The sequence below is a fragment of the Pseudomonas sp. UYEF17 genome (assembly GCF_040546125.1).
GTDB lineage: Bacteria > Pseudomonadota > Gammaproteobacteria > Pseudomonadales > Pseudomonadaceae > Aquipseudomonas > Aquipseudomonas putida_Z.
The window spans coordinates 101,293-125,767 of record NZ_JBEPNE010000012.1 but is presented as its reverse complement, the minus strand read 5'-3'; the positions used below and the strand labels follow the sequence as shown (position 1 = coordinate 125,767).

The following is a 24,475-nucleotide window of genomic DNA, read 5'->3' as shown; positions in this document are numbered from 1 at the left end:
TGTAGGAGCGGCCTTGTGTCGCGATGGGCCGCAACGCGGCCCCAACAGCCATCATGCGTTAGCGAGCCAACGAATGCCCCACCTGCGTCCCTACAAAGTTGCACTCAACGGTTATGGCCGTATCGGCCGCTGTGTCCTGCGCGCGCTGTTCGAGCGGGGGGCAAAGGCCGGTTTCGAGATCGTTGCGCTGAACGACCTGGCCGACCAGGCCAGCCTGGAATACCTGACACGCTTCGACTCCACCCACGGGCGTTTCCCCGGTGAGGTGAAGGTCGATGGCGACTGTCTGCATATCAATGGCGACTGCGTGAAGGTGATGCGCAGTGCCACCCCCGAAGGCATCGACTGGGCCGCCCTGGACATCGACCTGGTGCTGGAGTGCTCCGGCGCCTATCACACCCGCGCCGATGGCCAGCGTTTCCTCGACGCCGGCGCGCCGCGGGTGCTGTTCTCGCAGCCAATGGCCAGCGAGGCCGACGTCGATGCCACGGTGGTCTACGGCGTCAACCAGGCCTGCCTGACCGGCAACGAGCGCCTGGTGTCCAACGCCTCGTGCACCACCAACTGCGGCGTGCCGCTGCTGCGCGTGCTGGACCAGGCATTCGGCATCGAGTACGTGCAGATCACCACCATCCACTCGGCGATGAACGACCAGCCGGTGATCGACGCCTACCACCACGAAGACCTGCGCCGCACGCGTTCGGCCTTCCAGTCGGTGATCCCGGTGTCCACTGGTCTGGCGCGTGGCATCGAGCGCCTGCTTCCGGAACTTGCCGGGCGAATCCAGGCCAAAGCGGTACGCGTACCGACCGTCAACGTCTCGTGCCTGGACATCACCCTGCAGACCGCCCGCGATACCAGCGCGGCCGAAGTCAACCGGGTGCTGCGCGAGGCGGCGCTGGAAGGCCCGCTGAAAGGCTTGCTGGCCTACACCGAGTTGCCCCACGCCAGCTGTGATTTCAACCATGACCCGCATTCGGCGATCGTCGATGCCAGCCAGACCCGTGTTTCCGGCCCTCGCCTGGTGAACCTGCTGGCCTGGTTCGACAACGAATGGGGGTTCGCCAACCGTATGCTCGACGTTGCCGAACACTATCTGCACGTCGTCCACCCAACCCGCAACAAACAGCCCTGAAGGACTGCATTCATGACCGTGTTGAAGATGACCGACCTCGACCTGCAAGGTAAGCGCGTACTGATCCGCGAAGACCTCAACGTGCCTGTGAAGGACGGTGTGGTAGCCAGCGACGCGCGTATCCTGGCAGCGCTGCCGACCATCAAGCTGGCCCTGGAGAAGGGCGCGGCGGTAATGGTCTGCTCGCACCTGGGCCGCCCGACCGAGGGTGAGTTCTCTGCCGAGAACAGCCTCAAGCCGGTCGCCGACTACCTGAGCAAGGCCCTGGGCCGCGACGTGCCGCTGGTTGCCGACTACCTGGACGGTGTCGAGGTCAAGGCTGGTGACCTGGTACTGTTCGAGAACGTGCGCTTCAACAAGGGCGAGAAGAAGAACGCCGACGAGCTGGCGCAGAAATACGCCGCCCTGTGCGACGTGTTCGTCATGGACGCTTTCGGTACTGCCCACCGTGCCGAAGGTTCGACCCATGGCGTTGCCAAGTTCGCCAAGGTCGCTGCTGCCGGCCCGCTGCTGGCAGCCGAGCTGGAAGCCCTGGGCAAGGCCCTGAAGGCCCCGGCCAAACCGATGGCAGCCATCGTTGCCGGTTCCAAGGTCTCCACCAAGCTGGATGTGCTGAACAGCCTGAGCTCGGTCTGCGACCAGCTGATCGTTGGCGGTGGCATCGCCAACACCTTCCTGGCCGCAGCCGGCCACCCGGTGGGCAAGTCGCTGTACGAGCCTGACCTGGTCGACACCGCCAAGGCCATCGCCGCCAAGGTCAGCGTGCCTCTGCCGGTCGACGTGGTGGTTGCCAAAGAGTTCGCCGAGAGCGCCGAAGCCACCGTCAAGGCCATTGCCGACGTTGCCACTGACGACATGATCCTGGACATCGGCCCGCAAACCGCAGCCAATTTCGCCGAGTTGCTGAAGTCGTCGAAGACCATCCTGTGGAACGGCCCGGTCGGCGTGTTCGAATTCGACCAGTTCGGTAACGGCACCAAGGTGCTGGCCAAGGCCATCGCCGACAGCGCCGCGTTCTCCATCGCCGGTGGCGGTGACACCCTGGCTGCCATCGACAAATATGGCGTTGGCGCCGATATCTCCTACATTTCTACCGGTGGTGGCGCCTTCCTCGAGTTCGTCGAGGGCAAGGTCCTGCCGGCCGTGGCAATCCTGGAAGAGCGGGCCAAGGCCTGATGACGTCGGCGCTTGGCAAAGGGAGCGGCCTGATGGTCAAGCAATTGCCTGTGATGATGCTGGCTGGCCTGCTGAGCGCATGCGCCGGCAGCCCGGCCTCGGATGCCGACCCGGCGCAGCCGCCCAAGGGCGGTTGCTACCAGTCCGAGTGGCAGGCCGAGACCGTGCCGGTCATCAGCAAGCGCGTGGGCCCGGAAGGCCTGGAAAAGTACGACGAAGACCACCAGCGCAAGGCGCCGGGTTGCCCTTGATCGGGTAACAGGCAACCTGAAGGCTGATTTGTGGTCTTGAGGTAGGGGCCGCTGTGCGGCCCTTCGCGGGCTTGCCCGCTCCCACAGGTCAAGCGCTGTACCTGTGGGAGCGGGCAAGCCCGCGAAGGGCTGCACAGCAGCCCCCAATCGAGGAAACTGAATGAAAGCGCTTTTGGCCGTGACGGCCCTGGCGACACTGGCAGGATGCTCGCTGCTGAAGCCGGCGCAACCCGCCCCGGCAGACGACTGGACCCGTTGGGTCTGCGACACCCAGGCTGAAGTGCTGTGGCGCTTCGCCGATGCGCAGCGCGACCAGGTCGATGTGCGCCTTGGTGGCGGCGACCAGGTCTACCGGCTCAAGGCCGAGCCGGGTGCCTCGGGTGCGCTGTACAGCGATGGCATGCTGGCCTTCCATACCAAGGGCGAAGAAGGCCTGGTGTACTGGGTGGCAACCAACGATCTGATTGGGCGGGGCTGCAAGGCACCGTGACTGGCCGGGCCGCGAGGGTGGCCCACACTACTTGAACAGCAACCGCCCCTGCGGCAGGCTTGCACGAAACAAACGACGCTTGTCGGGAGAGAGATACACAATGGCACTCATTAGCATGCGCCAGATGCTGGACCACGCCGCCGAGTTCGGTTACGGCGTACCAGCTTTCAACGTCAACAACCTCGAGCAGATGCGCGCCATCATGGAAGCGGCCGACAAGACCGACTCCCCGGTGATCGTCCAGGCTTCGGCCGGTGCCCGCAAATACGCCGGTGCTCCGTTCCTGCGCCACCTGATCCTGGCTGCCATCGAAGAGTTCCCGCATATCCCGGTGTGCATGCACCAGGACCACGGCACCAGCCCTGACGTTTGCCAGCGCTCGATTCAGCTGGGCTTCAGCTCGGTCATGATGGACGGCTCGCTGGGTGAAGACGGCAAGACTCCGACCGACTACGAGTACAACGTCCGCGTTACCCAGCAGACCGTTGCCATGGCACATGCCTGTGGCGTTTCGGTAGAAGGCGAACTGGGTTGCCTGGGTTCGCTGGAAACCGGCATGGCCGGTGAAGAAGACGGTATCGGCGCCGAAGGCGTGCTGGACCACAGCCAGATGCTGACCGACCCGGAAGAAGCCGCCGACTTCGTCAAGAAGACCCAGGTCGATGCCTTGGCGATCGCCATCGGTACCAGCCACGGTGCCTACAAGTTCACCAAGCCACCAACCGGTGACGTGCTGGCCATCGACCGCATCAAGGAAATCCACAAGCGCATCCCCAACACCCACCTGGTGATGCACGGTTCGTCCTCGGTACCGCAAGAGTGGCTGGCGATCATCAACCAGTACGGCGGCGACATCAAGGAAACCTACGGTGTACCGGTCGAGGAAATCGTCGAAGGTATCAAGTACGGCGTGCGCAAGGTCAACATCGACACCGACCTGCGTCTGGCTTCCACCGGTGCCATGCGCCGCCTGATGGCGCAGAACCCGAGCGAGTTCGACCCGCGCAAGTTCTTCGGTGAAACCGTCAAGGCCATGCGTGACGTGTGCATCGCCCGTTACGAAGCCTTCGGCACCGCTGGCAATGCCTCGAAGATCAAGCCGATCTCCCTGGAAGGCATGTACCAGCGCTACCTGAAAGGTGAGCTGGCCGCCAAGGTCAACTGATTGCACTGGCAACACAAGAAACCCGCAGAAATGCGGGTTTTTTCATTTTTGGGTGTTAGAACCTTATGCCTGTGCCTGCCTCTTCGCGGGTAAACCCGCTCCCACAGGTTACTCGCTTGCCTGGAAAACAGTGAGGAACTTGTGGGAGCGGGTTTACCCGCGAAGAGGGCGGCACATATTCCCGGCAAAGCGACCGTTAGTCGGCTACCGTATAGTTGAGGCACTGATAGCGTTCTGATTGCATTGCGTGTTATCCGCTCAGGTCTAGAGTACTAGTGGATCCAACCGTATCTTGAAGTCGGTCACATAATAGAGAAGCAGCATGGATGGCGCTCACCCTCACCCCCAACCTCAGCCACTGGATGGCAGCTCGGTTCTTCTGGTGGTAGACGATTACCCCGAAAACCTCATCAGCATGCGGGCATTGCTGGCCCGTCAGGATTGGCAGGTGCTGACGGCAAACTCGGGGATGGAAGCCCTGAGCGCGTTGCTCGAGCACGATGTCGACCTGGTCCTGCTGGATGTACAGATGCCGGAGATGGACGGCTTCGAAGTCGCCCGGCTGATGCGCGGCAGCCAGCGTACCCGGCTGACTCCGATCATTTTCCTCACCGCCAACGAACAGTCCGAAGCGGCCGTGCTCAAGGGCTATGCCAGCGGCGCCGTGGACTACATGTTCAAACCGTTCGACCCGCAAATCCTCAAGCCCAAGGTCCAGGCCCTGCTCGACCAGCAGCGCAACCGGCGCATGCTGCAGCGGCTGACCCGCGAGCTGGAAGCGGCCAGGGCCTTCAACGCATCGATCCTGGAGAACGCCGCCGAGGGCATTCTGGTGGTGGATGCCCAAGGCATCATCAGCTTTGCCAACCCGGCCATTTCCCGTTTGTTGTCAGCGCCGGTGCAGCAGTTGCAGGGCGCCCATCTGCTCGACCTGGTGCAACTGACCAGTGCCAGCCTGTGGAACGAATCGGATTTCTACCAAGCCTACCTGGGGCGGCGTATCTTCCGCGTGCACGATGCCCAGCTGCGCACCCTTGGCGGCGAGCTGGTGCCGGTGGCGTTGTCCTGTGCGCCACTGCCGGCCGAGCAGCAGGCCATGGTGGTCACCGTGCTGGACATGTCGGTGGTGCGCAACCTGCACCAGCAGCTGGAGTACCAGGCCGTCACCGACCCGCTTACCGGCCTGCTCAACCGCCGCGGGTTCTACCAGGCCGCCGAAGGGGCGCTGCTGCGCAACGAGCGTTCGGACAAGGCGCAGGCGCTGATGTACATGGACCTGGATGGCTTCAAGCGCATCAACGACTCGCTTGGCCACGACGCGGGCGACCGGGTGCTCCACTGGGTAGCCGAACAGCTCAAGGATTGCCTGGGCAGTGAAGCGCTGCTGGCGCGCATGGGCGGGGACGAGTTCACCGCACTGTTCGACAGCCTGCCTTACCCGGAGCAGGCCGGGCGCTATGCCGAGCGGTTGCTGGAACGTATTTCCATCAGCCACCAGGTGGAAGGGCTGGATGTGAGCCTTGGGGTGAGCATCGGTATCGCCACCTATCCGGATTGCGGCGCCAATGTCGAAGGCCTCTTGCGTGCGGCCGATGCGGCGATGTACGCGGCCAAGCAGGCGGGGCGCCAGCAGTATCGCTTCTACGATCAGGAGCTCAACGGCCGGGCGCGTTCGCGGCTGATGCTGGAGGACAGCGTACGCACGGCCGTGGAGCAGCAAGACTTCACTCTGGTTTACCAGCCGCAGGTTGGCTTCAACGATGGCCACCTGCGTGGCTTCGAGGCCTTGCTGCGTTGGCAGCATCCCAGTGTCGGCGACGTGCCGCCGGGGCTGTTCATCCCGTTGCTGGAAGAGGCGCGTCTGATCAACCGCCTGGCCAGCTGGATCTACCGCCAGGGCGCGGCTCAGCGCCAGGCCTGGTGCCAGCGTTTCCCGGCGGACCTGGTGCTGGGTATCAGCCTGAGCCGTGCGCAGTTCGCCATGCCAAGCCTGGTCGACGAACTGCACCGGGTCATCCAGCTTTACCAGCTGGACCCGGCGCAGCTGGAAGTGGAGGTGGCGGAAACCTCGCTGATGTACAACATCGATGCGGCGGTGAAACAGATACACCGCTTGCTCGAGCTGGGTGTGCGGGTGGCGCTGGATGACTTTGGTGCGGGCGACTGCTCGTTGCGCATGTTGCGCGACCTGCCGATCGATACCCTCAAGCTCGACCGCCACCTGGTCGCGCGCCTGCCCGACTCGGCGGTGGATGCCGCGCTGGTGCGCAGCGTCATCGGCCTGTGCGCCGACTACAGCATCACGGTGATCGCCGAGGGGGTTGAAACCCCGGCCCAGGCGGCCTGGCTCAAGGCCAATGGCTGTGAGTACGTGCAGGGGTTCCTGGTGGCATACCCGATGACCGCCACGGATGCCAGCAGCTTCCCGGTGATTTTCTCCTGGCCGGGGCCATGATTGGCTAGAATCGGCATTCGTTACACCGAATGCAGCGCCATGACCGTATTACGATACTTGCAAGCCTACCCCCCGCACCTGCAGCAGCAGGTGCGGGAGATGATCGACAGCGACCGCCTGGGCGAGTACCTGCAGCGCCGCTACCCCGACCGCCATGACGTGCAGAACGACAAGGCGTTGTACGGCTATGCCCAGGATTTGCGCCAGCAATACTTGCGCAGCGCGCCGAACCTGGACAAGGTGCTGTTCGACAATCGTCTCGACCTGACCCATCGGGCCCTGGGCCTGAATACGGCGATATCGAGGGTGCAGGGCGGCAAGCTCAAGGCGAAGAAGGAAATCCGCATTGCCTCGCTGTTCAAGGAGGCCGCGCCGCAATTCTTGCGCATGATCGTGGTGCACGAACTGGCACACCTGCGCGAGCGCGACCACAACAAGGCGTTCTACCAGCTCTGCCAGCACATGGAGCCGGACTACCACCAACTGGAATTCGACCTGCGCGTCTACCTGACCTATCGGGAGCTGCCGGGCAACTGTTAAGGACCACGCAGCATGGAAGTGAGCAAGACCAAGAGCAGCTTCTACCGCCGCCTGTACGTGGCCTGGCTGATCGACAGCCAGACCGCGACCAGCGTGCCGGCCCTGATGGAGGCCACCGGAATGCCCCGGCGCACCGCCCAGGACACCATTGCGGCGCTGGCCGACCTGGATATCGTCTGCGAGTTCGAACAGCAGGAAGGCGCGCGCAACCACGCCGGGCATTACCGCATTCATGACTGGGGGGCGATCGACAAGCAGTGGATCATCCGGCACCTGCGGCAGGTTCGCGAAGTGCTGGGGTATCCCTGATCCACTGGGGGCTGCTACAGGTAATCGCGTTCCCTTGTAGGAGCGGCCTTGTGTCGCGAAAGGGGGGCGAAGCACCCCCGGCGATCTCAACCCTTGCGCATCCCGATATGCGGAATGTCATCCTCAAGATATTCCTCGCCCACCACCGCGAACCCATGCCGGGTATAGAACCCCTGCAAATGCGCCTGCGCCGACAGATAGACCGGCACCCCCGGCCAGCAATGCTCCGCTGCCTCCAAGCCCTTGAGCAGCAGGGGGTGCCCCAGCTTCAGCTCGCGCGCCGCAGGTGCAGTCACCACCCGCCCGATCACCACATCCCCACCCTGGGATTGCGGGTCGAGCAGGCGTAGATAGGCCACCAGCCTGTCATCCTGCCAGCCCATCAGGTGCAGGGTATCGCCGGTCAGGTCCTGGCCATCGACTTCCTGGTAGGCGCAGCGCTGCTCGACCACGAACACTTCAGTGCGTAATTGCAGAATGGCGTAGAGCTGGTCCTTGCTGAGATCGGTGTGGTGCTTGCAGAGCCAGTCGATGGACATTGGCGCGAACTCCTTGAGTGGGCCGTCGATCATCGCATGATGTATGGGCCACGGCCAAAATAGAGGCTAAATGACACTATTGGCCGCTGCCCTCGGCGACGGCTTTGTGTAATCTCGTCGGCAGTGTGTGCCCTCCATTGCGAAAGGACGTGAGCATGCAGCCACTGCTTTGTGTTCTGGGGTTGCTGGCAATGATGCTTGCAACACCCGCCCCGGGTTACGAAAAGCTACGCCTGGTGGCTGACAATTGGCCGCCGTTCACCGATGCCAGCATGCCGGGCGGTGGCCTGGCGACCAGCATCGTCACCACGGCGCTGGCCCGGGCCGGCTACACCAGTGGGGTCGAAGAGGCACCTTGGGCGCGGGCTCTGCTGGGGGTGAGCGAGGGGCGTTACGACGTGCTGATCAACGCCTGGTACAACGACTCGCGCGCCAGCATCGGGCAGTTTTCCGAAGCCTACCTGGTCAACCGCATTCGCCTGTTGCAACGCAAGGGCGAGGCGTTTCGCTACAAGCGCCAGTCAGACTTATACCCCTACAGCATCGCTGTGGTGCGTGATTACGCCTATTCCCCCGAGTTCGACCGCGACACCCACCTGCACAAGGTGGCGGTGCGCAACTTTCCCTCTGCGGTACGCATGCTGGCGGCGGGGCGGGTGGACCTGGCGGTGGAGGACGAGTACGTGGCCCGTTACAACTTGCAGCGCGAACTGCCGGAGGTACGCGATGGGGTGATGCTGGTGGAGCCGCCGTTGGGGGAGAACACCCTGCATATCCTGGTCAGCCTGAAAAACCCGGAGCATGCGCGGATCGTCGAGCGGTTCGAGCAGGCGATTGCAGCGATGAAGGCGGATGGCAGCTATGCGCGGCTCATGCGGCAGCATGGCTTCTGATCTTTAACGCCTGTTCTGGCTTCTTCGCGGGCATGCCCGCTCCCACAGGTATCTCACAGGACTTGAGGTTTGTGATGTTCCTGTGGGAGCGGGCGTGCCCGCGAAGAGGCCAGAGCAGGTAACAATGCATTCAGGCCGGTGCACCTTCCTTGATCAAATGCGCTGCCAAGGTCCGCAGCGGCCCCAGCTGCCGGCAGATCAACGCCAGCTGCGTCTGCACCAGCCGCTGGTGCTCATCCAGCTCTTCCGGCATCTGCTCCAAGGCATTGGCCAGCGCTTCTTCGGCATCACTGTGAATCGCCACCGGCAGCCGCGCGGCCAGACCGTTGGCAATCTCGTCCAGGCTGCTGGCCAGGCTTTGCCCAGCACCTTCGATCAACTGTTCCTGCACCTCCGCCGGCAAGGCCGTGTCGCGGTGCGCGCCCAGCCCCGAGAGGTAGCTGAGCAAGGTATGCGACAGCACCAGGAAGCGGAAGCCGACGTCGGCCTCCTTCCGGAAATGCCCCGGCTCCATCAGCATGTTGGCCAGGGTGGTGGACAGCGCCGCGTCGGCGTTGTGGGCGTTGCGCCGGGCCAGGCGGTAGGCCAGGTCATCGCGCTTGCCGTGGGCATACTGCTGCATGATCTGCCGCAGGTACACGCTGGCGCAGGCCAGGGTATTGGCCAGCGCCTTGTTCAGCCGCCGCCCCTGCCAGTCGGGGAGGAACAGGAACACCGCGAGGATGGCGATCAGGCTGCCGACCAGGGTATCGAACAGGCGCGGCAGGAACAGGCCATAGCCATCGCCGATCTGGTTGAAGCAGAACAGCACCATCAGGGTGATCGCGGCCGTGGCCAAGGTGTAGCGGGTGGTGCGGTTGACGAAGAACACCACCCCGGCGACCACGGCGAACAACGATTGGATGACCGGGTTGGGGAACAGGTCGAACAATGCCCAGCCCACCGTCAGGCCGACGGCGGTGCCGGCTATCCGCTGCACCAGCTTGCGCCGGGTCGCACCGTAGTTGGGCTGGCACACGAACAGCGTGGTGAGGATGATCCAGTAGCCTTGGGTGGGGTGGATCAGGTGCACCATGCCATAGCCGATCGACAGCGCCAGCGGCAGGCGCAGGGCATGGCGGAACAGCAGCGAAGTCGGCGTCAATTGGGTGCGCAGGCGGGTCCACACATCCTTCAGCGAGCGTGGCGAGCGGTCGAGCAGGCTGCTATCGCTGGTGTCGGCAAGGCTGTCCGGGTTGCTGGCGGCGCTGAGCAGGCGGTCGAGCGTCGCCAGGTTGGCCGCCAGCGCCCGCAGCGAGCGAAGCAGGCTACGCCAGGCCGGGTTGTTCTGCATGCGCAGGTGTTCCAGCGAGGCGTTGAGGTCTTCGAGGGCTTCGGGATAACCGCTGGCCAGCACGAACGGCTGGCGCAGGCGGATCGAGCGGGCCAGTTCCTGGCAGGACGAGCCCTGCTTGCGCAGCAGGCGTTGGCAGCGGAACATCACGTCGCTGTGGAAAAAAGCCTCGGTCAGGGCGTTGTAGGGATAGTGCGAGGCACTGACCCGTTCATGGATGTCCTGGGCCAGGAAGTACAGCTTGAGGTAGCGGCTGACCTTGGAGTTCGGCTGGCTGTTGCCCACCCGGTGCAGGATGATTTCCTTGGCCGCGTTGAGCGCCGCTACCACCTTGCCGTTCTGCTGGGCCAGCTCCAGGCGCCGGGCTTCGACGTCAAGGGTACGGATGGGTTCGAACAGGCTGGCCTTGAGCTTGAGGTAGCTGCCCAGCTCGAAAAACAGCTTGGCCAGGCTCTGCTGCACCGGCTGGTTGGAAAACAGCGCCTGCCACAGCACCGACAGCAGCCCGTACCAGGCCGCACCTGCCACCAGCAGCAATGGTTCGTGCCAGAAGTCGGTGACCTGGCCGCCGCGCTGGTCCACGCCGATCATGGTGTACACCGCAGTGATAAGGGTCGCTGAAGCGATGGCGCCATAGCGCTCGCCCAGGGCACCGAGCATGGTCAGGCCGAAGGCCGCCAAGGCCAGGGCAATGACGAATGCCCACGGGTAGGGGAACAGCAGTTCGACCGCCAGTGCGGCGATGGCAAAACACACCAGGGTGACGGCCAGGGCGCTGAGGCGACCCTGCCAGCTGTCATCGGTTTCGGCCAGGGCGCTGGCGATGATGCCGAGGAACAGCGGAATCAGCAGGGCCATTTCGTTCTGGTACCAGCACAGGGCCAGGCTGCCGGTGAGGGCGATGGTGACCCGGATGCTGTAGCTGAACTTGTCTTGACCCCACAGGCGACGCAGTGACTGACGGAACGAGCTCGATGACATGATGGCCTGCTAGGCAGTGATCAGAGAAATACCGTTCGAGGCCGTGTCATTGGGGCCGCTGTGCGGCCCATTCGCGGCACAAGGCCGCTCCTACAGTCGATCGCGTCCCCTGTAGGAGCGGCCTTGTGCCGCGAATGGGCTGCATGGCAGCCCCATGCGAATTTCGGCACTCCCAGCACGGGCCAGCAAGAAGCATTCCGTGCTGCTGAATGGATTCTACTCTACACGAACTGCGCCGCGGCGTTGGCGGAGGCCCAGGCCCACTGGAAATTGAAACCGCCCAGGTGGCCGGTCACATCCAGCACTTCACCAATGAAATACAGCCCGGGGCTCTTCAGCGATTCCATGGTCTTGGACGACACCTCGCGGGTATCCACGCCACCCAGGGTCACTTCAGCAGTGCGGTAGCCCTCGGTGCCGGCCGGCACCACTTGCCAGTTCGCCAGCTTTTCGGCGATCTGTGCCAGTTCCGCCGGGGTGTACTGCTTCATCGGCCTGGACTCGAACCACTGCTCGGCCAGCAGGTTGGCCAGCTTGCGGGTAAACACCTCACCCAGCACGGTCTTCAGCTCGGCGTTGGCGCGTTCGGCCTGCATCTGTTGCAGCCAGGTCAGTGCATCACGGTCGGGCAGCAGGTTGATCTCGACCGTGTCGCCGGCCTCCCAGAACGACGAGATCTGCAATATCGCCGGGCCGCTGAGGCCGCGGTGGGTAAACAGCAGGTTCTCGCGGAAGCTGGTGCCGTTGCAGCTGGCTGTGCAATCCAGCGAGGTGCCGGACAACTCGGTGCACAGTGCCTTCAGTTGGGGCTCGGTGATGGTGAACGGCACCAGCCCGGCGCGGGTCGGCAGCAGGGTGTGGCCGAACTGGCGGGCCACCTGGTAGCCGAAGCCGGTGGCACCCAGGGTCGGGATCGACAGGCCGCCGGTGGCGATCACCAGCGACTGGCAGGCGAACTGGCCGCCGCTGGTCTGCAGCAGGTAGCCGCCTTCGGTCTTCTCGATCTGCTCGATGCTGATGTGCATGCGGATCTCGGCGCCGGCCTCATCGCATTCGGCCAGCAGCATGTCGAGGATGTCACTGGCCTTGTTGTCGCAGAACAGCTGGCCGAGCTTCTTCTCGTGGTAGGCCACGCCATGCTTGCACACCAGCTCGATGAAGTCCCACTGGGTGTAGCGGGCCAGGGCCGACTTGCAGAAGTGTGCATTCTGCGAGAGGAAGTTGCCCGGCTCGGTATACATGTTGGTGAAGTTGCAGCGGCCGCCGCCGGACATGAGGATCTTCTTGCCCGGTTTGTTGGCGTGGTCGAGCACCAGTACCCGGCGGCCACGGCGGGCGCTGAGCTGGGCGCACATCAGGCCGGCGGCGCCGGCGCCGAGGATGATCACGTCGGTGGAGTGCACGGTGTTACCTCTTCAGGATTGCTGGGGGCTGCTTTGCAGCCCTTTCGCGACACAAGGCCGCTCCTACAGGAGTTTGCGATCCCCTGTAGGAGCGGCCTTGTGTCGCGAAAGGGCCGCAACGCGGCCCCAAAATTAGGTCAGACGATACGGACTTTCAGGGAGCGCCCCTTGATCTTGCCGCTGTTCAGGCGCTGCATGGCCTGCTTGGCCAGCGGTCGCTCCACGGCCACGAACGCCTGGAAATCGAAGATCGCAATCTTGCCCACCTGCTTGCCGGGGATGCCGGCATCACCGGTCAGCGCCCCGAGGATGTCACCGGGGCGCAGCTTGTCCTTGCGCCCGGCGGCGATGCACAGGGTGCTCATCAGCGGCAGCAGCGGCTCGCCACCCTTGTGCTTCAGGCTGTCCAGCTGGTCCCAGCGCAGCGGGCTCTTCTGCAGGTCTTCGATGGCCTGGGCGCGGTGGCCTTCGGCCGGTGCCACCAGGCTGACCGCAATACCTTTCTCGCCGGCACGGCCGGTACGGCCCACACGGTGCACATGGATTTCCGCATCACGTGCCAGTTCGACGTTGATGACCATGTCCAGGCCATCGATGTCCAGGCCGCGCGCGGCCACATCGGTAGCCACCAGCACCGAGCTGCTGCGGTTGGCGAACATGGTCAGCACCTGGTCGCGGTCGCGCTGCTCCAGGTCGCCATGCAGGGCCTGGGCAACGATGCCCTTGGCGGTCAGGTGGGCGACCACATCCTCGCACTGCTGCTTGGTGAAGCAGAACGCCACGCAGGACTGCGGCCGGTAGTGGCCGAGCACGCGGGTGACGGCCTCGAGGCGCTGTTGCGGGTCGATCTCGATGAAGCGCTGCTCGATCTGGTTGTCGGCGTGCAGGCTCTCGACCTTGACCTGTTGCGGGTTGCGCATGAAGTCGGCGGCCAGTTGCTTGATGCCGGCCGGGTAGGTGGCCGAGAACAGCAGGGTCTGGCGGCGCGACGGGGTCTTGCCGATGATGCTGGCGATGGCATCGAAGAAGCCCATGTCGAGCATGCGGTCGGCTTCGTCCAGCACCAGGGTGTTCAGCCCGTCGAGCACCAGGGTGCCCTTGTCCAGGTGCTGCTGGATGCGCCCTGGGGTGCCGACGATGATGTGTGCGCCGTGCTCCAGCGAAGCGATCTGCGGGCCCAGCGAAACGCCGCCGCACAGGGTCAGGATCTTGATGTTGTCCTCGGCGCGGGCCAGGCGGCGCAGCTCCTTGGCCACCTGGTCGGCGAGCTCGCGGGTGGGGCACAGCACCAGCGCCTGGCAACCGAAGTAGCGCGGGTTGATCGGGTTGAGCAGGCCGATGCCGAAGGCGGCGGTCTTGCCGCTGCCGGTCTTGGCCTGGGCGATCAGGTCCTGGCCCTTGAGGATGACCGGCAGGCTCTGGGCCTGGATTGGTGTCATCGAGGCATAGCCGAGGGCGTCCAGGTTGGCCAGCATGGCAGTGGACAGCGGCAAGGTGGCAAAGGCGGTGGATTCGGTGGTCACGAGGCGGGCCTGCGTTGCGAAGCGAAAAATGCCGCACAGTCTACCAGCCTCGTGGCCATTCGCCCTACGACTCCATGTGTTGTTCCGGACGACGGGCACGCCTTCCGTCCGTCGGCGACAGTTGCAGGAAGATCGCCGCCGCCAGCATGGCCATCACGCCGATGGTGACGAAGGTCAGCTGGAATGCGCCCAAGGTGGTTTCCACGCCGTCGGCGCTGCCGGCTGCGGTAAAGCCGCCGAGCAATGCACCCGCACACGCCACGCCCAGGCTCAGGGCCAGCTGCGCGACCACCGACAGCAGGCTGTTGCCGCTGCTGGCGCTGGCGTCGTCGAGGTCGATCAGGGTTACCGTGTTCATCGCGGTGAACTGCATCGAGTTGACCGCGCCGAGCAGGCCCAGCTGAATCAGCAGCACGGCATAGGGCGTCTGTTCGTCGACCAGCCCGAGGCTGGCCAGCAGCAGGCCCAGCAGCAGGGTGTTGCCGGTGAGGATGATGCGGTAGCCAAAGCGTTCGATCAGTGGTCGGGCAATCGACTTGGCCAGCATCGCCGCAGCCGCCAGCGGGATCATGCTCATGCCGGCCTGGGCCGGCGAGTAGCCCAGCGCCACTTGCAGCAGCAACGGCACCAGGAACGGCAGGGCGCCGCTGCCCAGGCGGGCGAACAGGTTGCCGAGGATACCGATGGCAAAGGTGCGCACGCGGAACAGGCTGGGCGAGAACAGCGGCTCTGGGTCGCGCCCGGCGCGCAGCCAGTAGGCCGCCAGGCAGGCCATGCCGGCGAACAGCAGCAACATCACCCGCAGGTGAGGCAGGTGCAGTTCGCCCAGGCCTTCCATGGCGATGGTGATCAATACCATCGCTGCGCCAAACAGCAGGAACCCGGGCCCGTCGAACGTGGTGCGCTCGGCGCCGCGCAGGTCGGGGATGAACTTCCACACGGCGTAGCAGCCGATCAGGCCGACCGGCAGGTTGAGCAGGAAGATCCAGTGCCAGCTCAGTATTTCCACCAACCAGCCGCCAACCGTAGGGCCCAGTAGCGGCCCGAGCAGGCCGGGGATGGTGATGAAGCTCATGATGCGCACCAGCTCGGTGCGCGGGTAGGCGCGCAGGACCACCAGCCGACCGACCGGCAGCATCAGCGCACCGCCCAGCCCTTGCACGACACGGGCAAAGATCAGGAAACCGAGGCTGTTGGCGGCGGCGCACAGCAGCGAGCCGAAGCTGAACAGCAGGATGGCGCTGAAGAAGATGCGCTTGGTGCCGAAGCGGTCGGCGATCCAGCCTGAGGCGGGGATCAGCAGGGCCACGGTGAGCATGTAGGCAATGATTACGCCCTGCATGCGCAGCGGGTCTTCGGCCAGCGAGCGGGCCATGGCTGGCAGTGCAGTGTTGAGGATGGTGCCGTCCAGGGACTGCATGAAGAAGGCGATGGCCACCACCCAAGGGATCCAGCGGGCGGTGACAGGGTCCAGCGGGGTGCGTTCGGGCATGACTTCCTCGTTTGTCAGTGCCGGCCTCTTCGCGGGTGAACCCGCTCCCACAGGGATATCACCACACTCAAGGGCAGTGGAGATCCTGTGGGAGCGGCTTTAGCCGCGAAAGGGCCGGTAAGTCCAGTCACAATGTCAGGGTCAGGCCTTTGACCAGTGCCCCCGGCAAATGACTCGACCCGGTACTGCGCTGTCCATAGGTACTGGTCGACAGAATCATCTCGCGCTCGCTTGTCAGGTCCTCCAGTTGGCTACCTAGCAAGCTGTACAGGCTGTCATCGAAGCGCATGGTGCTCACCGGGCCCTGGATCTGCCCGTTCTCCACCCAGAAGGTAGCGAAGCGGGTCAGCCCGGTCATGCGTGCCGCCGGCAAGTCGGAATAGTTCAGGTACCACAGGTTGCTGATGTACAGCCCGGTACCGAGCCGCTCCAGGATCTGCTCGCTCGGCAGGCTACCTGCTGCCAGGCTCAGCGCACACGGCGACTCGTAACTATCGGCGCCATTGGCCAGCAGCTCGAACTCGGCCGCACTGCGCGCACTGATCAATCGCTGCCGGGCCTCGCCTTGCTGGATCAACGGCACATCCAGGCGCGGCGAGCCTTCATCGGAAAACGCCGGGCTCAGCGAACCGCTGACCTGCTCGGTGAAGCTCACCAGCGGGCTCAGCCGCGCATCGCCGTTGTACAGGCGCTGCAGGGCGCTGTTGCCAGTGGCCAGGGCCTGTGCGGAAAAGCCGCCCCAGCACAGCATGCCGGCTATTTCGTCCATGGCCGCCGGGGCCAGGTAGGCACGGTAGCTGCCAGGTTTCAGCGTGACGGCAGGGCGGCCAAGGAAACCCAGCTGCTCCCGCGCCTGGCTCAGGCGTGCAGTGAAGTCGTCGGCGCTCCACACTTGCCCGGCATAATTGGCCTTCACCGCCTCGCCGTTTTCGTGGAACAGGCTCCAGTCGAAGTTGAAGCTGTTGGCCTGGTGCCAGCCGAAGGCCCCGAACGAGCTGGCGAAGCCCCGGCAGATGGGGCCGGCGGCGTAGATGCCGACAAGGTCCAGGTCGCCGGCTTCGCGCTCGAGCAAGGTCAGCACATCGCTCAGCTCGGGCAGCGGCTGCTCCTGCTGGCTGTGGCTGTGCCAGGCGCTTTCATCCAGGCGCAGGTACGGATCGACCGCCAGCAGTGGCAAGGTCTGGCGCAGTTGCTCCAGGGCCGTGACCAGGCGCTGGCTATCCAGTTGCGTGTCACCACTCAAGGTCACCTGTTGCTCTGCCTGGCGGCCATCGCGGATCAGCCGCAGTTGCGCGCCGGCCTGGTTCACGGTGCCGGCCTGGCGCACCTTGGCATGGTTGAAACGCACGAATTGCGACTGTTCGGCGCTGTAGCCGAGGGTGAACTGTTCGCCCGTCTGCAGGGCTTTGCGTACATCCCCGACCAGGGTTTCGAAAGCGTGTTTCATCAGGCGTCTCCTCCGAATACGTCGATCTGGCGGAACACGCAGGCCGGCGAGGCGTGGCCGACCCGCACCACCTGGTTGGGTTCGCCCTTGCCGCAGTTGGGCGTGCCCAGCACCTGGAAGGTACTGCTGTCGCCGACCGCCGCCAGGTTGCGCCAGAACTGCGCGGAGATGCCGCGGTAGTTGGGGTTCTTGACGATGCCCTTGAGCTCGCCGTTTTCGATCAACTGCCCCCATTCACAGCCGAACTGGAACTTGTTGCGCGCATCGTCGATGGACCAGGAACGGTTGGTGCGCATCAGGATGCCGTGCTCGATGCCCTTCACCAGCTGATCCAGGCTCTGGTCGCCCGGCTCGATGTTGAGGTTGGCCATGCGGTCGATCGGCGCACGGTTCCAGCCGCAGGCGCGGCTGTTGGCCACGCCGTCGAGGCCGGAGCGGAACTGCGACAGCGCACCACCCAGCGGGCGCAGCAGCAGGCCATCGCGGATCAGGAACTGCTTGCTGGCCGGGGTGCCGTCATCATCGAAGCTGTAGCTGGCCAGCTCTTCGCCGATGGTCGGGTCGAAGGTCACGTTGAGCAGCGCGGAGCCGTACTGCAGGTGGCCGAAGTCACCGGCCTTGACGAAGCTGGTGCCGGCGTAATTGCGCTCGTCGCCGAGAATGCGGTCCATCTCCAGCGGGTGGCCGATGGATTCGTGAATCTGCAGCATCATCTGGTCCGGCATCAACAGCAGGTCGCGCGGGCCGCTGGGGGTGTTCGGTGCCAGTAGCAGCTGCAGCGCCTCGTCGGCCACCCGGCGGGCAGCCCCGACCAGGCCACAGCGCTCGATGATCTCGAAGCCGCCCTGCTGGCCGAAGTTGTCGCGGCCCAGGCTGCGGCTCTGGCTGTCCTGGCCATCGCTGGCGGTCACGCCCAGGCCCGGGAACAGGAAGCGCTGGGCGTGGCGCAGCTCGGCGCCGGCCGAGTTCAGGTAGGTCTGCTCGACCAGGCTCAGGCCCAGGCTGGCCTGCCAGTCCACCAGGCGGCTGTCCTTGGGCACGCTGGCCGATTCGGCAGCGAGCAGGCCGAGGCAGTCGGCGAGGTTGGGCACGGGTTGGTCGAAGTTGGGCGAAATGTGGTCGTGGCGTGCGCTGGTCACCGGTTGCTCGCGCAGGTCCAGCAGGTTGTACCGGGCGATCTGGCGGGCCAGTGCCTCGGCGTGCTCCAGGGCACGCTGCAGGCCGGCCTGGGACAGGTCGGCGGTGGCGGCATAGGCTTCCACGCCATTCACCCGCACGGTGAGCATGGCGCCCTCGTCCTGGCTGAAGAAGGGTGGTTCCGCGACGTTGCGGCGAACCGACAGAGCCTGGTGCGACTGTTTCACATGGCGCAGGGAAAACAACTCGGCCGTACTGCGCAGCGCGGCAAAGCGCTGGCGCAGCAGGGCGCTGGTATCGAACATGTGGAAGCCTCCGTGTACACGGTGGCTCCCCCTTAGAACCACTCGTCCTGCATGGTGAGGCAAGTGTCGTCGCGTGCCTCGAGCAATGCCAGCTCATTATGGCAGCCAGGTACTTCCCAGGTCAGGAAATAAAGTGCGGTCAGCAAGGGCCTGGTGTTGCAGGTCCATCCTTGCGGATGGTGGCCTTCAACATTTCGTTCAGATGCGACGCAACATGGTGAGTGGTGTCCGTGAGCAGGTAGACGTGATGCTCGGCGAGCGCGGGGAAGCCCATGCCTTCCACGTACGCAAGTGATGTATCACCACTGTCCAGCCCCTCGACAATACCGACTGCCAGGCCGCTCCTCATGCAGGCTAGTACCGCATGCCAGTTGGCGCTTTCCAGCAGGATACGGTACGCAATGCCGTGTACCTTCAGTGCCTGCAAGGCTGCCTCCCTGTACGGACAGCCCTTCAGTTGCAGTGCCAGCGGCAAGGGGCGGCCAGGGTCGTAGTGGAAACCAGGGGCCGCAGCCCAGCGAGGTCTGGTCGAGCGAAGCCACTCCCCTTGTTCACAGGCCTCACTGCTGACCGCCACTGCCAAGTCCAGGCGCTGTCGCGCAAACAGCTCGATGAGCTCTGCGCTGGACCGCGCTACGGCCTCCAGTTCCAGCTTCGGATTACTGGCTACGAAAACTGGCAGGAAATCGCTCATGAGGCTGGCTGCATATCCGTCTGGTACCCCAAGGCGGACCTTGCCGGTCATCTGCTGGGGCGACAACGTAGCCAGCAGCCTGTCATGGGCCATCAGAAAACGTGTCGCTTCAACCAGCAGGTGTCGACCCGCCGGGGTCAGTTCTACTGATTGGTTGCTGCGAGCAAACAGCTGCTGCCCGATCTGTTCCTCCAGCTTCTGTATTTGCGTCGTCACCGCCGATGGGCTGCGATGGACATAGTCGGCGGCATCCTTGAAGCGGCCCAGCCGGGCTACTGCCTGGAAGGTTCTGAGTACGTTGATGTCGAGGCCTTTCCCCATTGAACCACCTGATTTAGCCGGATCGAACCAGCGCTTCGATTTAATCAACTGTACAGGCTTTATACCCCCTCTTACTGTGTGGGCAAGGCATAGCTACCCCCGAAATTGCAAAGGAATGATACGGATGAGCCTGAACGACTTCGTTGTAGATGCACTCGTGCGCACCCCCTCGTACCAGAACTCGCGGCTATGGACTGTCGAGAACCATGAGAAGTACTCGACCCTGGACCAGCCTGAGCTCCACCCCGAAGGCGGGAATCGTTTTAACCACGAAATATTTCTGCTCATGCGCGCCTTGAATGAACAAGGCGTGGGCGAGGACGGGCTTTGTGCCGACGCACGGGGGCAGGGTGCGCTCAAAAGTGTCATCGGCAGTGTTGCCGAGCGGTTGGCGGCGCTGAGCAGTGGGCGCCGACTGCACTACGTCGAGCTGGGCCCCGAGCCGATCAAGAGCACCTGCTTGCTGAAGCGAATAGCCCAGACTTCAAGCTCCATCCGCTACACCGCCATCGATATCAACCAGACCTCGGAACCCGCGATGAGCGATGCTGTGCGTCCCATCGTGCAAGCCGAAGGCAGTTTCAATTACATCGCCGCTGATTATCGTACCGTTACTCATGAAGCTTTGCGTCATGATCAAGAGCTCACCCTGATCACACTGCTTGGTTTTCAGGAGGGTAATGAGCTGCCCGTGAGCACGGGTAGACTGATCCGTAACCTTGCCGGTGAGACCACCTACATTCTTTCGGAAATGCAGGTCTACGAAGAAGGCCTGGAGCGGCCCATTCTTGAGTTCTACGCCAACCCCAACATGCTGCAGTTCTCTCGAATGGTTGCGCTGCAACAAGGCTTTACCCCGTCGGGCGAGCACGAAGCCATCCTCGTGCCTTTACGAATTCTGGATGAATCCGTCCATGTGGCCGTGACCCTGCAGCCTGTGCAGCGCCTGCGGCAACATGGGTACCTGCTGACCAACATCTGCCTCAAATACACGCCCGAACAGTTCCGTCGCATCAGAGCCCGGCACTGCAACTGCAGTGTGGTAGACGAGTTCGCCAGTGGGGACGGCTCGGTGCGCTATCAAATCGCGAAGTACCTCCAGTAGCGACCACCAACAGGGACTGACACTTCATGAACCACTCAGATACCTTACCCTTGTTCGAGCGCGGCGTAGGCCGCGTGAAGCTGGCGCTCAAGTCAACGTTGAAGCGCACGCCGCGAGCTTCGTCGATCTGCCTGGGCGAGCAGGTTGCCTGGCGGGATGATCTGCTTCGACGACAAGGGCCCACCGTCACGGACACCCGAACGCTGGGGGAACTGGGTTATAGCCGAAGCCCACACTCGAAAGTTGCGGTAGATGCCATCACGGGGGTCGCTGTCGTCCATCGGTTGTTCACGCTCGAGGGCGTCGCGGCCTTGCAAGACATCTGCGCCCGCCTGGAGGAAGGGGCGGGCGACAGCGACTGGATCATTTCCCGGCGCACACGAGGGGTGACGGGGCTTTCGTCGTTCATCAACGACATGATGTGCAGTCGCTCATTCCTGCTTGCCATCTCGCGCATCGCTGGCGTGCCGCTCGTGCCTTACCCCATGCTCAATGCCCGCTCGCAGATCAACTACTACTACCCCAAGCCTGTCGAGCAACAGCAGCAACTGGGTATGTGGCATACGGACGGCACCAATTATGTGCTGAACATCGTGCTGTCGGGGCCGGCCGATTACAGCGGTGGCGAGTTCCTGTTCCACAACGGTACTGTCGATACCTTTGATGCTCTGGATTACCGCACCTTCGAAACCGCACGCCTGGACGAGCCCGGCGATGCCTTGTTCATCTATGGCAGCCGCCTGTTCCACGGCGTTCGCCCGGTGCTCAGCGGGCGGCGCATGTCACTGGTGTTGTCCTTCCATTGCCCTTACTTCGGTGACGACTCCAACCGCTTCTGGCACCTAGCCTCCGACGACGGCATTCCCGCGACCATCCCCAACTGGTTGGGGTTGCGCTGGGCCCTGCAGCGATCAGCTGCTCGACAATACGCACGTATAGGCATCCAGCCGATTACGTTCGAGGAATTGCATCACATAGGGGCGTGAATATGCCAAGCAGTGCGCCATACCTGATCCTGCTGCAAGTCATTTTTGTCCTTTCCTGGAGTTCGGGCTTCATTGGCGCCCGGCTGGGCACGGAGGACGCTGGTGCAATAAACCTGCTGTTCTGGCGCTTTTTGCTGGTCTGCATCTGCCTGTTGCCCTTTGTCTTGCACCGACTGCGTGTACTGTCGTGGGCGCAGATACGTTACAACGCCGTGATCGGTTTTCTGGCCCAGTTTGCCTACCTGGTCAGCGTTTACATCGCCATCCGCGGCGGCCTGCCGGCGGGTATTGCTGCCATCATTTGCGCCTTGCAGCCATTGATCACGGCATCGATGAGCAGCAGGGACCACGGTGAACGCAGTGGCCGGCAGGAGTGGCTGGGGCTTGTGCTTGGGTTTGCGGGCGTCAGCGTAGTCATTCTGGGTGAGTACAGCCTGTCGACAGCCCGGCTTGAATTCTGGCTGTACGCTCTGCCGCTGATCGCTGCCATCACGCTGTCCATCGCCACGCTTTACCAGCGACGGCAATCGGTTCTGGAGACAGACCACAGCAAGGACGGTTTGCTGATGCCACTGTTTCTGCAATCGACCGCGACGCTGGTGTTGCTCACCGCTACAGGCTTGCCGTTGGGCTTGATCGAAGTGCCTGCCAGCACCCAGGCCTGGGTGGCTGTCGCCTGGCTGACACTGTTCTCAACGTTCATCGCCTATTTGAGCCTGTGGATATTGCTGACCAAGCTGACCGCGACCCGCGTGTCGGCGCTGGTTTATCTGGAACCGCCAGTGACATTGTTATGGGCTGCGTTGATGTTCGGCGACGCGATTCATTGGACAGCCTACCTGGGCATTGCGGTAGTCGCTGCAGGAATCGCTATTGCTCGCAACCCCCGCAGCTCGGCATCGCCCGCCAAGTGTACTCAGTGATTCTTCACAGGTGCTGTCTAGAACCACTCCTCTTGCATGGCGAGGCAGGTGTCGTCGCGCGCCCCGAGCAATGCCAGCTCATTATGGCAGCCCGGTACTTCCCAGGTCAGGAAATAACGCGCGGCCTGTAGCTTGCCGAGGTAGAAGTCGCGGTCGGCAGGGTTGCCCTTGAGCAGGCCAAGCTCGGCATGAATCGCCTGCTCCAGCCAGCGCCAGCCGATCACGCAGTGGCCGAAGGCCTTGAGGTACAGGGCGGAGTTGGCCAGGGTACCGGCGACCTTGCCTTCGGCCAGGTCGCCAAGCAAGGTCAGGGTCACACCTTGCAGGCGGTTGACCAGTTGCTCCAGCGGCTGGCGCAGTGGGTCGAGGTTCGGGTGGTGGCTGGCGCTTTCGCCGGTGGCGGCGATCAGGCGGATCAGCTGTTTGAGGCCGGCACCATTGTTCTGCGCCAGTTTGCGGCCGAGCAGGTCGAGCGACTGGATACCCTCGGTACCCTCGTGGATCGGGTTCAGGCGGTTGTCGCGGTAGTACTGCTCCACCGGGTATTCGCGGGTGTAGCCGTGGCCGCCGAGGATCTGGATCGCCAGTTCATTGGCCTTGAGGCAGAAGGCCGAGGGCCAGGACTTGACGATCGGGGTCAGCAGGTCGAGCAGCTCCTGCGCCTGCTTGCGGGCGCTGCCGTCGCTGGCAGTCTGGGTGTCGTCGAACAGGCGCGCGGCATACAGGCCCAGGTCGAAGGCGCCTTCCACGTAGGCCTTCTGTGCCAGCAGCATGCGTTTTACATCAGTGTGTTCGATGATCGGCACTGCCGGGCTGTGCGGGTCCTTGTTGTCCGGCAGCCTGCCCTGCGGGCGCTGGCGGGCGTATTCCAGCGAATACAGGTAGCCGGCGTAGCCGAGCATCACTGCGCCCATGCCGACACCGATGCGTGCCTCGTTCATCATCTGGAACATGCAGGCCAGGCCCTGGTGCGGCTGGCCGACCAGGTAGCCGACGCACTGGCCGTTGTCGCCGAAATTCAGCGCGGTGGAGGTGGTGCCGCGCCAGCCCATCTTGTGGAACAACCCGGCCAGCAGCACATCGTTGCGCGGGCCACGGCTGCCATCTTCGCTGACCAGATACTTGGGCACGATGAACAGCGAGATGCCCTTCACGCCGGGCGGAGCATCCGGCAGCTTGGCCAGCACCATGTGCACGATGTTCTCCGACAACTCGTGATCACCACCGGAGATGAAGATCTTGTTGCCCTTGAGCCGATAGCTGCCGTCACCGACAGGTTCGGCACGGGTGCGGATATCGGCCAGTGACGAGCCAGCGTGGGGTTCGGTCAGGGCCATGGTGCCGAAGTAGCGGCCTTCGATCATCGGCTGCAGATACAGGCGTTTCTGTTCATCGCTGCCGAAACTCTCGATCAGGTTGGCCGCGCCCATGGTCAGGAACGGGTAGGCCGTGGTGCCGGCGTTGGCGGCCTGGAAGTGGGCGAAGCAGGCCTGCGAGACCAGGCTCGGCAGCTGCATGCCGCCGACTTCGAAGTCGCGGTTGGCGTTGAGGAAGCCGGCTTCGAGAAAGGCGTCGACGGCGGGTTTCACTTCGGGGATCAGTTCGGCGCGGCCATCCACGTAGCGCGGCTCGTTTTCGTCGGCCTTGCGGTTGTGCGGGGCGAAGAACTTTTCGGCGATGGTGCGGGCAGTTGATAGCGCCGCATCGAAGGTTTCGCGGCTGTGCTCGGCGAAGCGCGGGCGTTGGGTCAGGGCCTCGGCGTCGAGGACTTCGTAGAGTTCGAAGGCGAGGTTGCGGGGGCTGAGCAGGGTCTCGGGCATGGTCGCGGTCCTGAGGCGGGATGCTGCGAGTGTAGGAGGGTGGTGGGGTGGG

Annotated in this window: 21 protein-coding genes and 1 pseudogene; 12 read left to right on the top strand and 10 right to left on the bottom strand. The window is 63.7% G+C overall.

The features are described 5' to 3' along the window. Positions 1 to 73 precede the first annotated feature (73 nt). The 8 genes from epd to ABIB24_RS18070 all read left to right on the top strand — a co-directional run bounded on the left by epd (position 74) and on the right by ABIB24_RS18070 (position 7,521). The gene (gene epd, locus ABIB24_RS18105) at positions 74 to 1,135 is read left to right on the top strand and encodes an erythrose-4-phosphate dehydrogenase (RefSeq protein WP_013974502.1); all 1,062 of its coding nucleotides are present in this window, start codon (positions 74 to 76) and stop codon (positions 1,133 to 1,135) included. 12 nt (positions 1,136 to 1,147) lie between these two features. Beyond that, positions 1,148 to 2,311 (top strand): phosphoglycerate kinase, encoded by a 1,164-nt coding sequence (locus tag ABIB24_RS18100; protein ID WP_137162546.1) that lies wholly within the window; start codon positions 1,148 to 1,150, stop codon positions 2,309 to 2,311. Then, on the top strand, positions 2,311 to 2,562 hold the full coding sequence (locus ABIB24_RS18095) for a hypothetical protein (RefSeq protein ID WP_025340881.1): 252 nt from the start codon (positions 2,311 to 2,313) through the stop codon (positions 2,560 to 2,562). Before ABIB24_RS18100 ends, ABIB24_RS18095 begins: the two co-directional genes overlap by 1 nt. Before the next feature lie 160 nt (positions 2,563 to 2,722). Beyond that, positions 2,723 to 3,052, top strand: coding sequence for an MliC family protein (locus ABIB24_RS18090; RefSeq protein ID WP_013974499.1), 330 nt, complete (start codon positions 2,723 to 2,725; stop codon positions 3,050 to 3,052). Between the two features lie 100 nt (positions 3,053 to 3,152). Beyond that, positions 3,153 to 4,217: a class II fructose-bisphosphate aldolase gene (fba, locus tag ABIB24_RS18085; protein WP_016712383.1), complete on the top strand. Its 1,065-nt coding sequence runs from the start codon at positions 3,153 to 3,155 to the stop codon at positions 4,215 to 4,217. A 322-nt stretch (positions 4,218 to 4,539) separates the two neighbouring features. Beyond that, positions 4,540 to 6,672 (top strand): putative bifunctional diguanylate cyclase/phosphodiesterase, encoded by a 2,133-nt coding sequence (locus ABIB24_RS18080; protein ID WP_274078211.1) that lies wholly within the window; start codon positions 4,540 to 4,542, stop codon positions 6,670 to 6,672. A 39-nt stretch (positions 6,673 to 6,711) separates the two neighbouring features. Next, positions 6,712 to 7,212 carry a M48 metallopeptidase family protein gene (locus ABIB24_RS18075; protein WP_084785286.1) on the top strand — a complete coding sequence of 167 codons (501 nt, stop codon included), beginning with the start codon at positions 6,712 to 6,714 and terminating at the stop codon, positions 7,210 to 7,212. A 12-nt stretch (positions 7,213 to 7,224) separates the two neighbouring features. After that, complete coding sequence (locus ABIB24_RS18070) at positions 7,225 to 7,521, top strand: winged helix-turn-helix domain-containing protein (protein ID WP_075046570.1); 297 nt, start codon at positions 7,225 to 7,227, stop codon at positions 7,519 to 7,521. A gap of 86 nt (positions 7,522 to 7,607) precedes the next feature. On the opposite strand, the gene ABIB24_RS18065 is transcribed toward ABIB24_RS18070, so the two are convergent. Then, positions 7,608 to 8,060: a GNAT family N-acetyltransferase gene (locus ABIB24_RS18065; RefSeq protein WP_354316962.1), complete on the bottom strand. Its 453-nt coding sequence runs from the start codon at positions 8,058 to 8,060 to the stop codon at positions 7,608 to 7,610. 155 nt (positions 8,061 to 8,215) lie between these two features. Between ABIB24_RS18065 and ABIB24_RS18060 the strand changes: the two genes are divergently transcribed. Further along, the gene (locus ABIB24_RS18060; protein WP_354316961.1) at positions 8,216 to 8,953 is read left to right on the top strand and encodes a substrate-binding periplasmic protein; all 738 of its coding nucleotides are present in this window, start codon (positions 8,216 to 8,218) and stop codon (positions 8,951 to 8,953) included. 130 nt (positions 8,954 to 9,083) lie between these two features. Here ABIB24_RS18060 and yccS read toward each other — a convergent pair whose 3' ends face one another. From yccS to ABIB24_RS18025, 8 genes and pseudogenes are all read right to left on the bottom strand, one after another. Further along, positions 9,084 to 11,267 carry a YccS family putative transporter gene (gene yccS / locus ABIB24_RS18055; RefSeq protein ID WP_286918120.1) on the bottom strand — a complete coding sequence of 728 codons (2,184 nt, stop codon included), beginning with the start codon at positions 11,265 to 11,267 and terminating at the stop codon, positions 9,084 to 9,086. A gap of 221 nt (positions 11,268 to 11,488) precedes the next feature. After that, positions 11,489 to 12,670, bottom strand: coding sequence for a BaiN/RdsA family NAD(P)/FAD-dependent oxidoreductase (locus tag ABIB24_RS18050; protein ID WP_025340875.1), 1,182 nt, complete (start codon positions 12,668 to 12,670; stop codon positions 11,489 to 11,491). Between the two features lie 137 nt (positions 12,671 to 12,807). Further along, complete coding sequence (dbpA, locus tag ABIB24_RS18045) at positions 12,808 to 14,145, bottom strand: ATP-dependent RNA helicase DbpA (protein ID WP_230396947.1); 1,338 nt, start codon at positions 14,143 to 14,145, stop codon at positions 12,808 to 12,810. A gap of 112 nt (positions 14,146 to 14,257) precedes the next feature. Continuing rightward, the gene (gene mdtD / locus ABIB24_RS18040; RefSeq protein ID WP_085587851.1) at positions 14,258 to 15,685 is read right to left on the bottom strand and encodes a multidrug transporter subunit MdtD; all 1,428 of its coding nucleotides are present in this window, start codon (positions 15,683 to 15,685) and stop codon (positions 14,258 to 14,260) included. A gap of 127 nt (positions 15,686 to 15,812) precedes the next feature. Next, on the bottom strand, positions 15,813 to 17,132 hold the full coding sequence (locus ABIB24_RS18035; protein WP_274119849.1) for a TldD/PmbA family protein: 1,320 nt from the start codon (positions 17,130 to 17,132) through the stop codon (positions 15,813 to 15,815). Further along, the gene (locus tag ABIB24_RS18030; RefSeq protein ID WP_025340872.1) at positions 17,132 to 18,574 is read right to left on the bottom strand and encodes a TldD/PmbA family protein; all 1,443 of its coding nucleotides are present in this window, start codon (positions 18,572 to 18,574) and stop codon (positions 17,132 to 17,134) included. The genes ABIB24_RS18035 and ABIB24_RS18030 overlap by 1 nt, the downstream gene beginning before the upstream one ends. Before the next feature lie 32 nt (positions 18,575 to 18,606). Next, positions 18,607 to 18,720, bottom strand: a pseudogene (locus tag ABIB24_RS26910) (hypothetical protein); the annotation flags it as partial. Next, complete coding sequence (locus ABIB24_RS18025) at positions 18,714 to 19,589, bottom strand: LysR family transcriptional regulator (RefSeq protein WP_025340871.1); 876 nt, start codon at positions 19,587 to 19,589, stop codon at positions 18,714 to 18,716. The pseudogene ABIB24_RS26910 and the gene ABIB24_RS18025, both read right to left, overlap by 7 nt. A gap of 124 nt (positions 19,590 to 19,713) precedes the next feature. Here ABIB24_RS18025 and ABIB24_RS18020 point away from each other — a divergent pair, with 124 nt between their 5' ends. From ABIB24_RS18020 to ABIB24_RS18010, 3 genes are read left to right on the top strand one after another with little or no spacing between them, the layout of a single operon-like run. Continuing rightward, the gene (locus ABIB24_RS18020) at positions 19,714 to 20,694 is read left to right on the top strand and encodes a hypothetical protein (protein ID WP_025340870.1); all 981 of its coding nucleotides are present in this window, start codon (positions 19,714 to 19,716) and stop codon (positions 20,692 to 20,694) included. 26 nt (positions 20,695 to 20,720) lie between these two features. After that, positions 20,721 to 21,680: a 2OG-Fe(II) oxygenase gene (locus ABIB24_RS18015; RefSeq protein WP_354316959.1), complete on the top strand. Its 960-nt coding sequence runs from the start codon at positions 20,721 to 20,723 to the stop codon at positions 21,678 to 21,680. Between the two features lie 2 nt (positions 21,681 to 21,682). Continuing rightward, the gene (locus ABIB24_RS18010) at positions 21,683 to 22,603 is read left to right on the top strand and encodes a DMT family transporter (protein ID WP_025340868.1); all 921 of its coding nucleotides are present in this window, start codon (positions 21,683 to 21,685) and stop codon (positions 22,601 to 22,603) included. Positions 22,604 to 22,620: 17 nt separating this feature from the next. Here the strand turns inward: ABIB24_RS18010 and ABIB24_RS18005 are convergent, their stop codons facing one another. Then, positions 22,621 to 24,423, bottom strand: a complete 1,803-nt coding sequence (locus tag ABIB24_RS18005) for an acyl-CoA dehydrogenase (protein WP_274078205.1) — start codon at positions 24,421 to 24,423, stop codon at positions 22,621 to 22,623. Positions 24,424 to 24,475 lie beyond the last annotated feature (52 nt).

Bases quoted from the DNA above. Each gene is read 5' to 3' on its own strand.
- ABIB24_RS18075 (WP_084785286.1), top strand. From the start codon at position 6,712: ATGACCGTATTACGATACTTGCAAGCCTACCCCCCGCACCTGCAGCAG.
- ABIB24_RS18020 (WP_025340870.1), top strand. From the start codon at position 19,714: ATGAGCCTGAACGACTTCGTTGTAGATGCACTCGTGCGCACCCCCTCG.
- ABIB24_RS18060 (WP_354316961.1), top strand. From the start codon at position 8,216: ATGCAGCCACTGCTTTGTGTTCTGGGGTTGCTGGCAATGATGCTTGCA.
- mdtD (WP_085587851.1), bottom strand. From the start codon at position 15,685: ATGCCCGAACGCACCCCGCTGGACCCTGTCACCGCCCGCTGGATCCCT.
- ABIB24_RS18095 (WP_025340881.1), top strand. From the start codon at position 2,311: ATGACGTCGGCGCTTGGCAAAGGGAGCGGCCTGATGGTCAAGCAATTG.
- yccS (WP_286918120.1), bottom strand. From the start codon at position 11,267: ATGTCATCGAGCTCGTTCCGTCAGTCACTGCGTCGCCTGTGGGGTCAA.
- ABIB24_RS18090 (WP_013974499.1), top strand. From the start codon at position 2,723: ATGAAAGCGCTTTTGGCCGTGACGGCCCTGGCGACACTGGCAGGATGC.
- ABIB24_RS18065 (WP_354316962.1), bottom strand. From the start codon at position 8,060: ATGTCCATCGACTGGCTCTGCAAGCACCACACCGATCTCAGCAAGGAC.
- ABIB24_RS18030 (WP_025340872.1), bottom strand. From the start codon at position 18,574: ATGTTCGATACCAGCGCCCTGCTGCGCCAGCGCTTTGCCGCGCTGCGC.
- ABIB24_RS18015 (WP_354316959.1), top strand. From the start codon at position 20,721: ATGAACCACTCAGATACCTTACCCTTGTTCGAGCGCGGCGTAGGCCGC.
- epd (WP_013974502.1), top strand. From the start codon at position 74: ATGCCCCACCTGCGTCCCTACAAAGTTGCACTCAACGGTTATGGCCGT.
- ABIB24_RS18070 (WP_075046570.1), top strand. From the start codon at position 7,225: ATGGAAGTGAGCAAGACCAAGAGCAGCTTCTACCGCCGCCTGTACGTG.
- dbpA (WP_230396947.1), bottom strand. From the start codon at position 14,145: ATGCTGGCCAACCTGGACGCCCTCGGCTATGCCTCGATGACACCAATC.
- fba (WP_016712383.1), top strand. From the start codon at position 3,153: ATGGCACTCATTAGCATGCGCCAGATGCTGGACCACGCCGCCGAGTTC.
- ABIB24_RS18005 (WP_274078205.1), bottom strand. From the start codon at position 24,423: ATGCCCGAGACCCTGCTCAGCCCCCGCAACCTCGCCTTCGAACTCTAC.
- ABIB24_RS18035 (WP_274119849.1), bottom strand. From the start codon at position 17,132: ATGAAACACGCTTTCGAAACCCTGGTCGGGGATGTACGCAAAGCCCTG.
- ABIB24_RS18100 (WP_137162546.1), top strand. From the start codon at position 1,148: ATGACCGTGTTGAAGATGACCGACCTCGACCTGCAAGGTAAGCGCGTA.
- ABIB24_RS18080 (WP_274078211.1), top strand. From the start codon at position 4,540: ATGGATGGCGCTCACCCTCACCCCCAACCTCAGCCACTGGATGGCAGC.
- ABIB24_RS18010 (WP_025340868.1), top strand. From the start codon at position 21,683: ATGCCAAGCAGTGCGCCATACCTGATCCTGCTGCAAGTCATTTTTGTC.
- ABIB24_RS18025 (WP_025340871.1), bottom strand. From the start codon at position 19,589: ATGGGGAAAGGCCTCGACATCAACGTACTCAGAACCTTCCAGGCAGTA.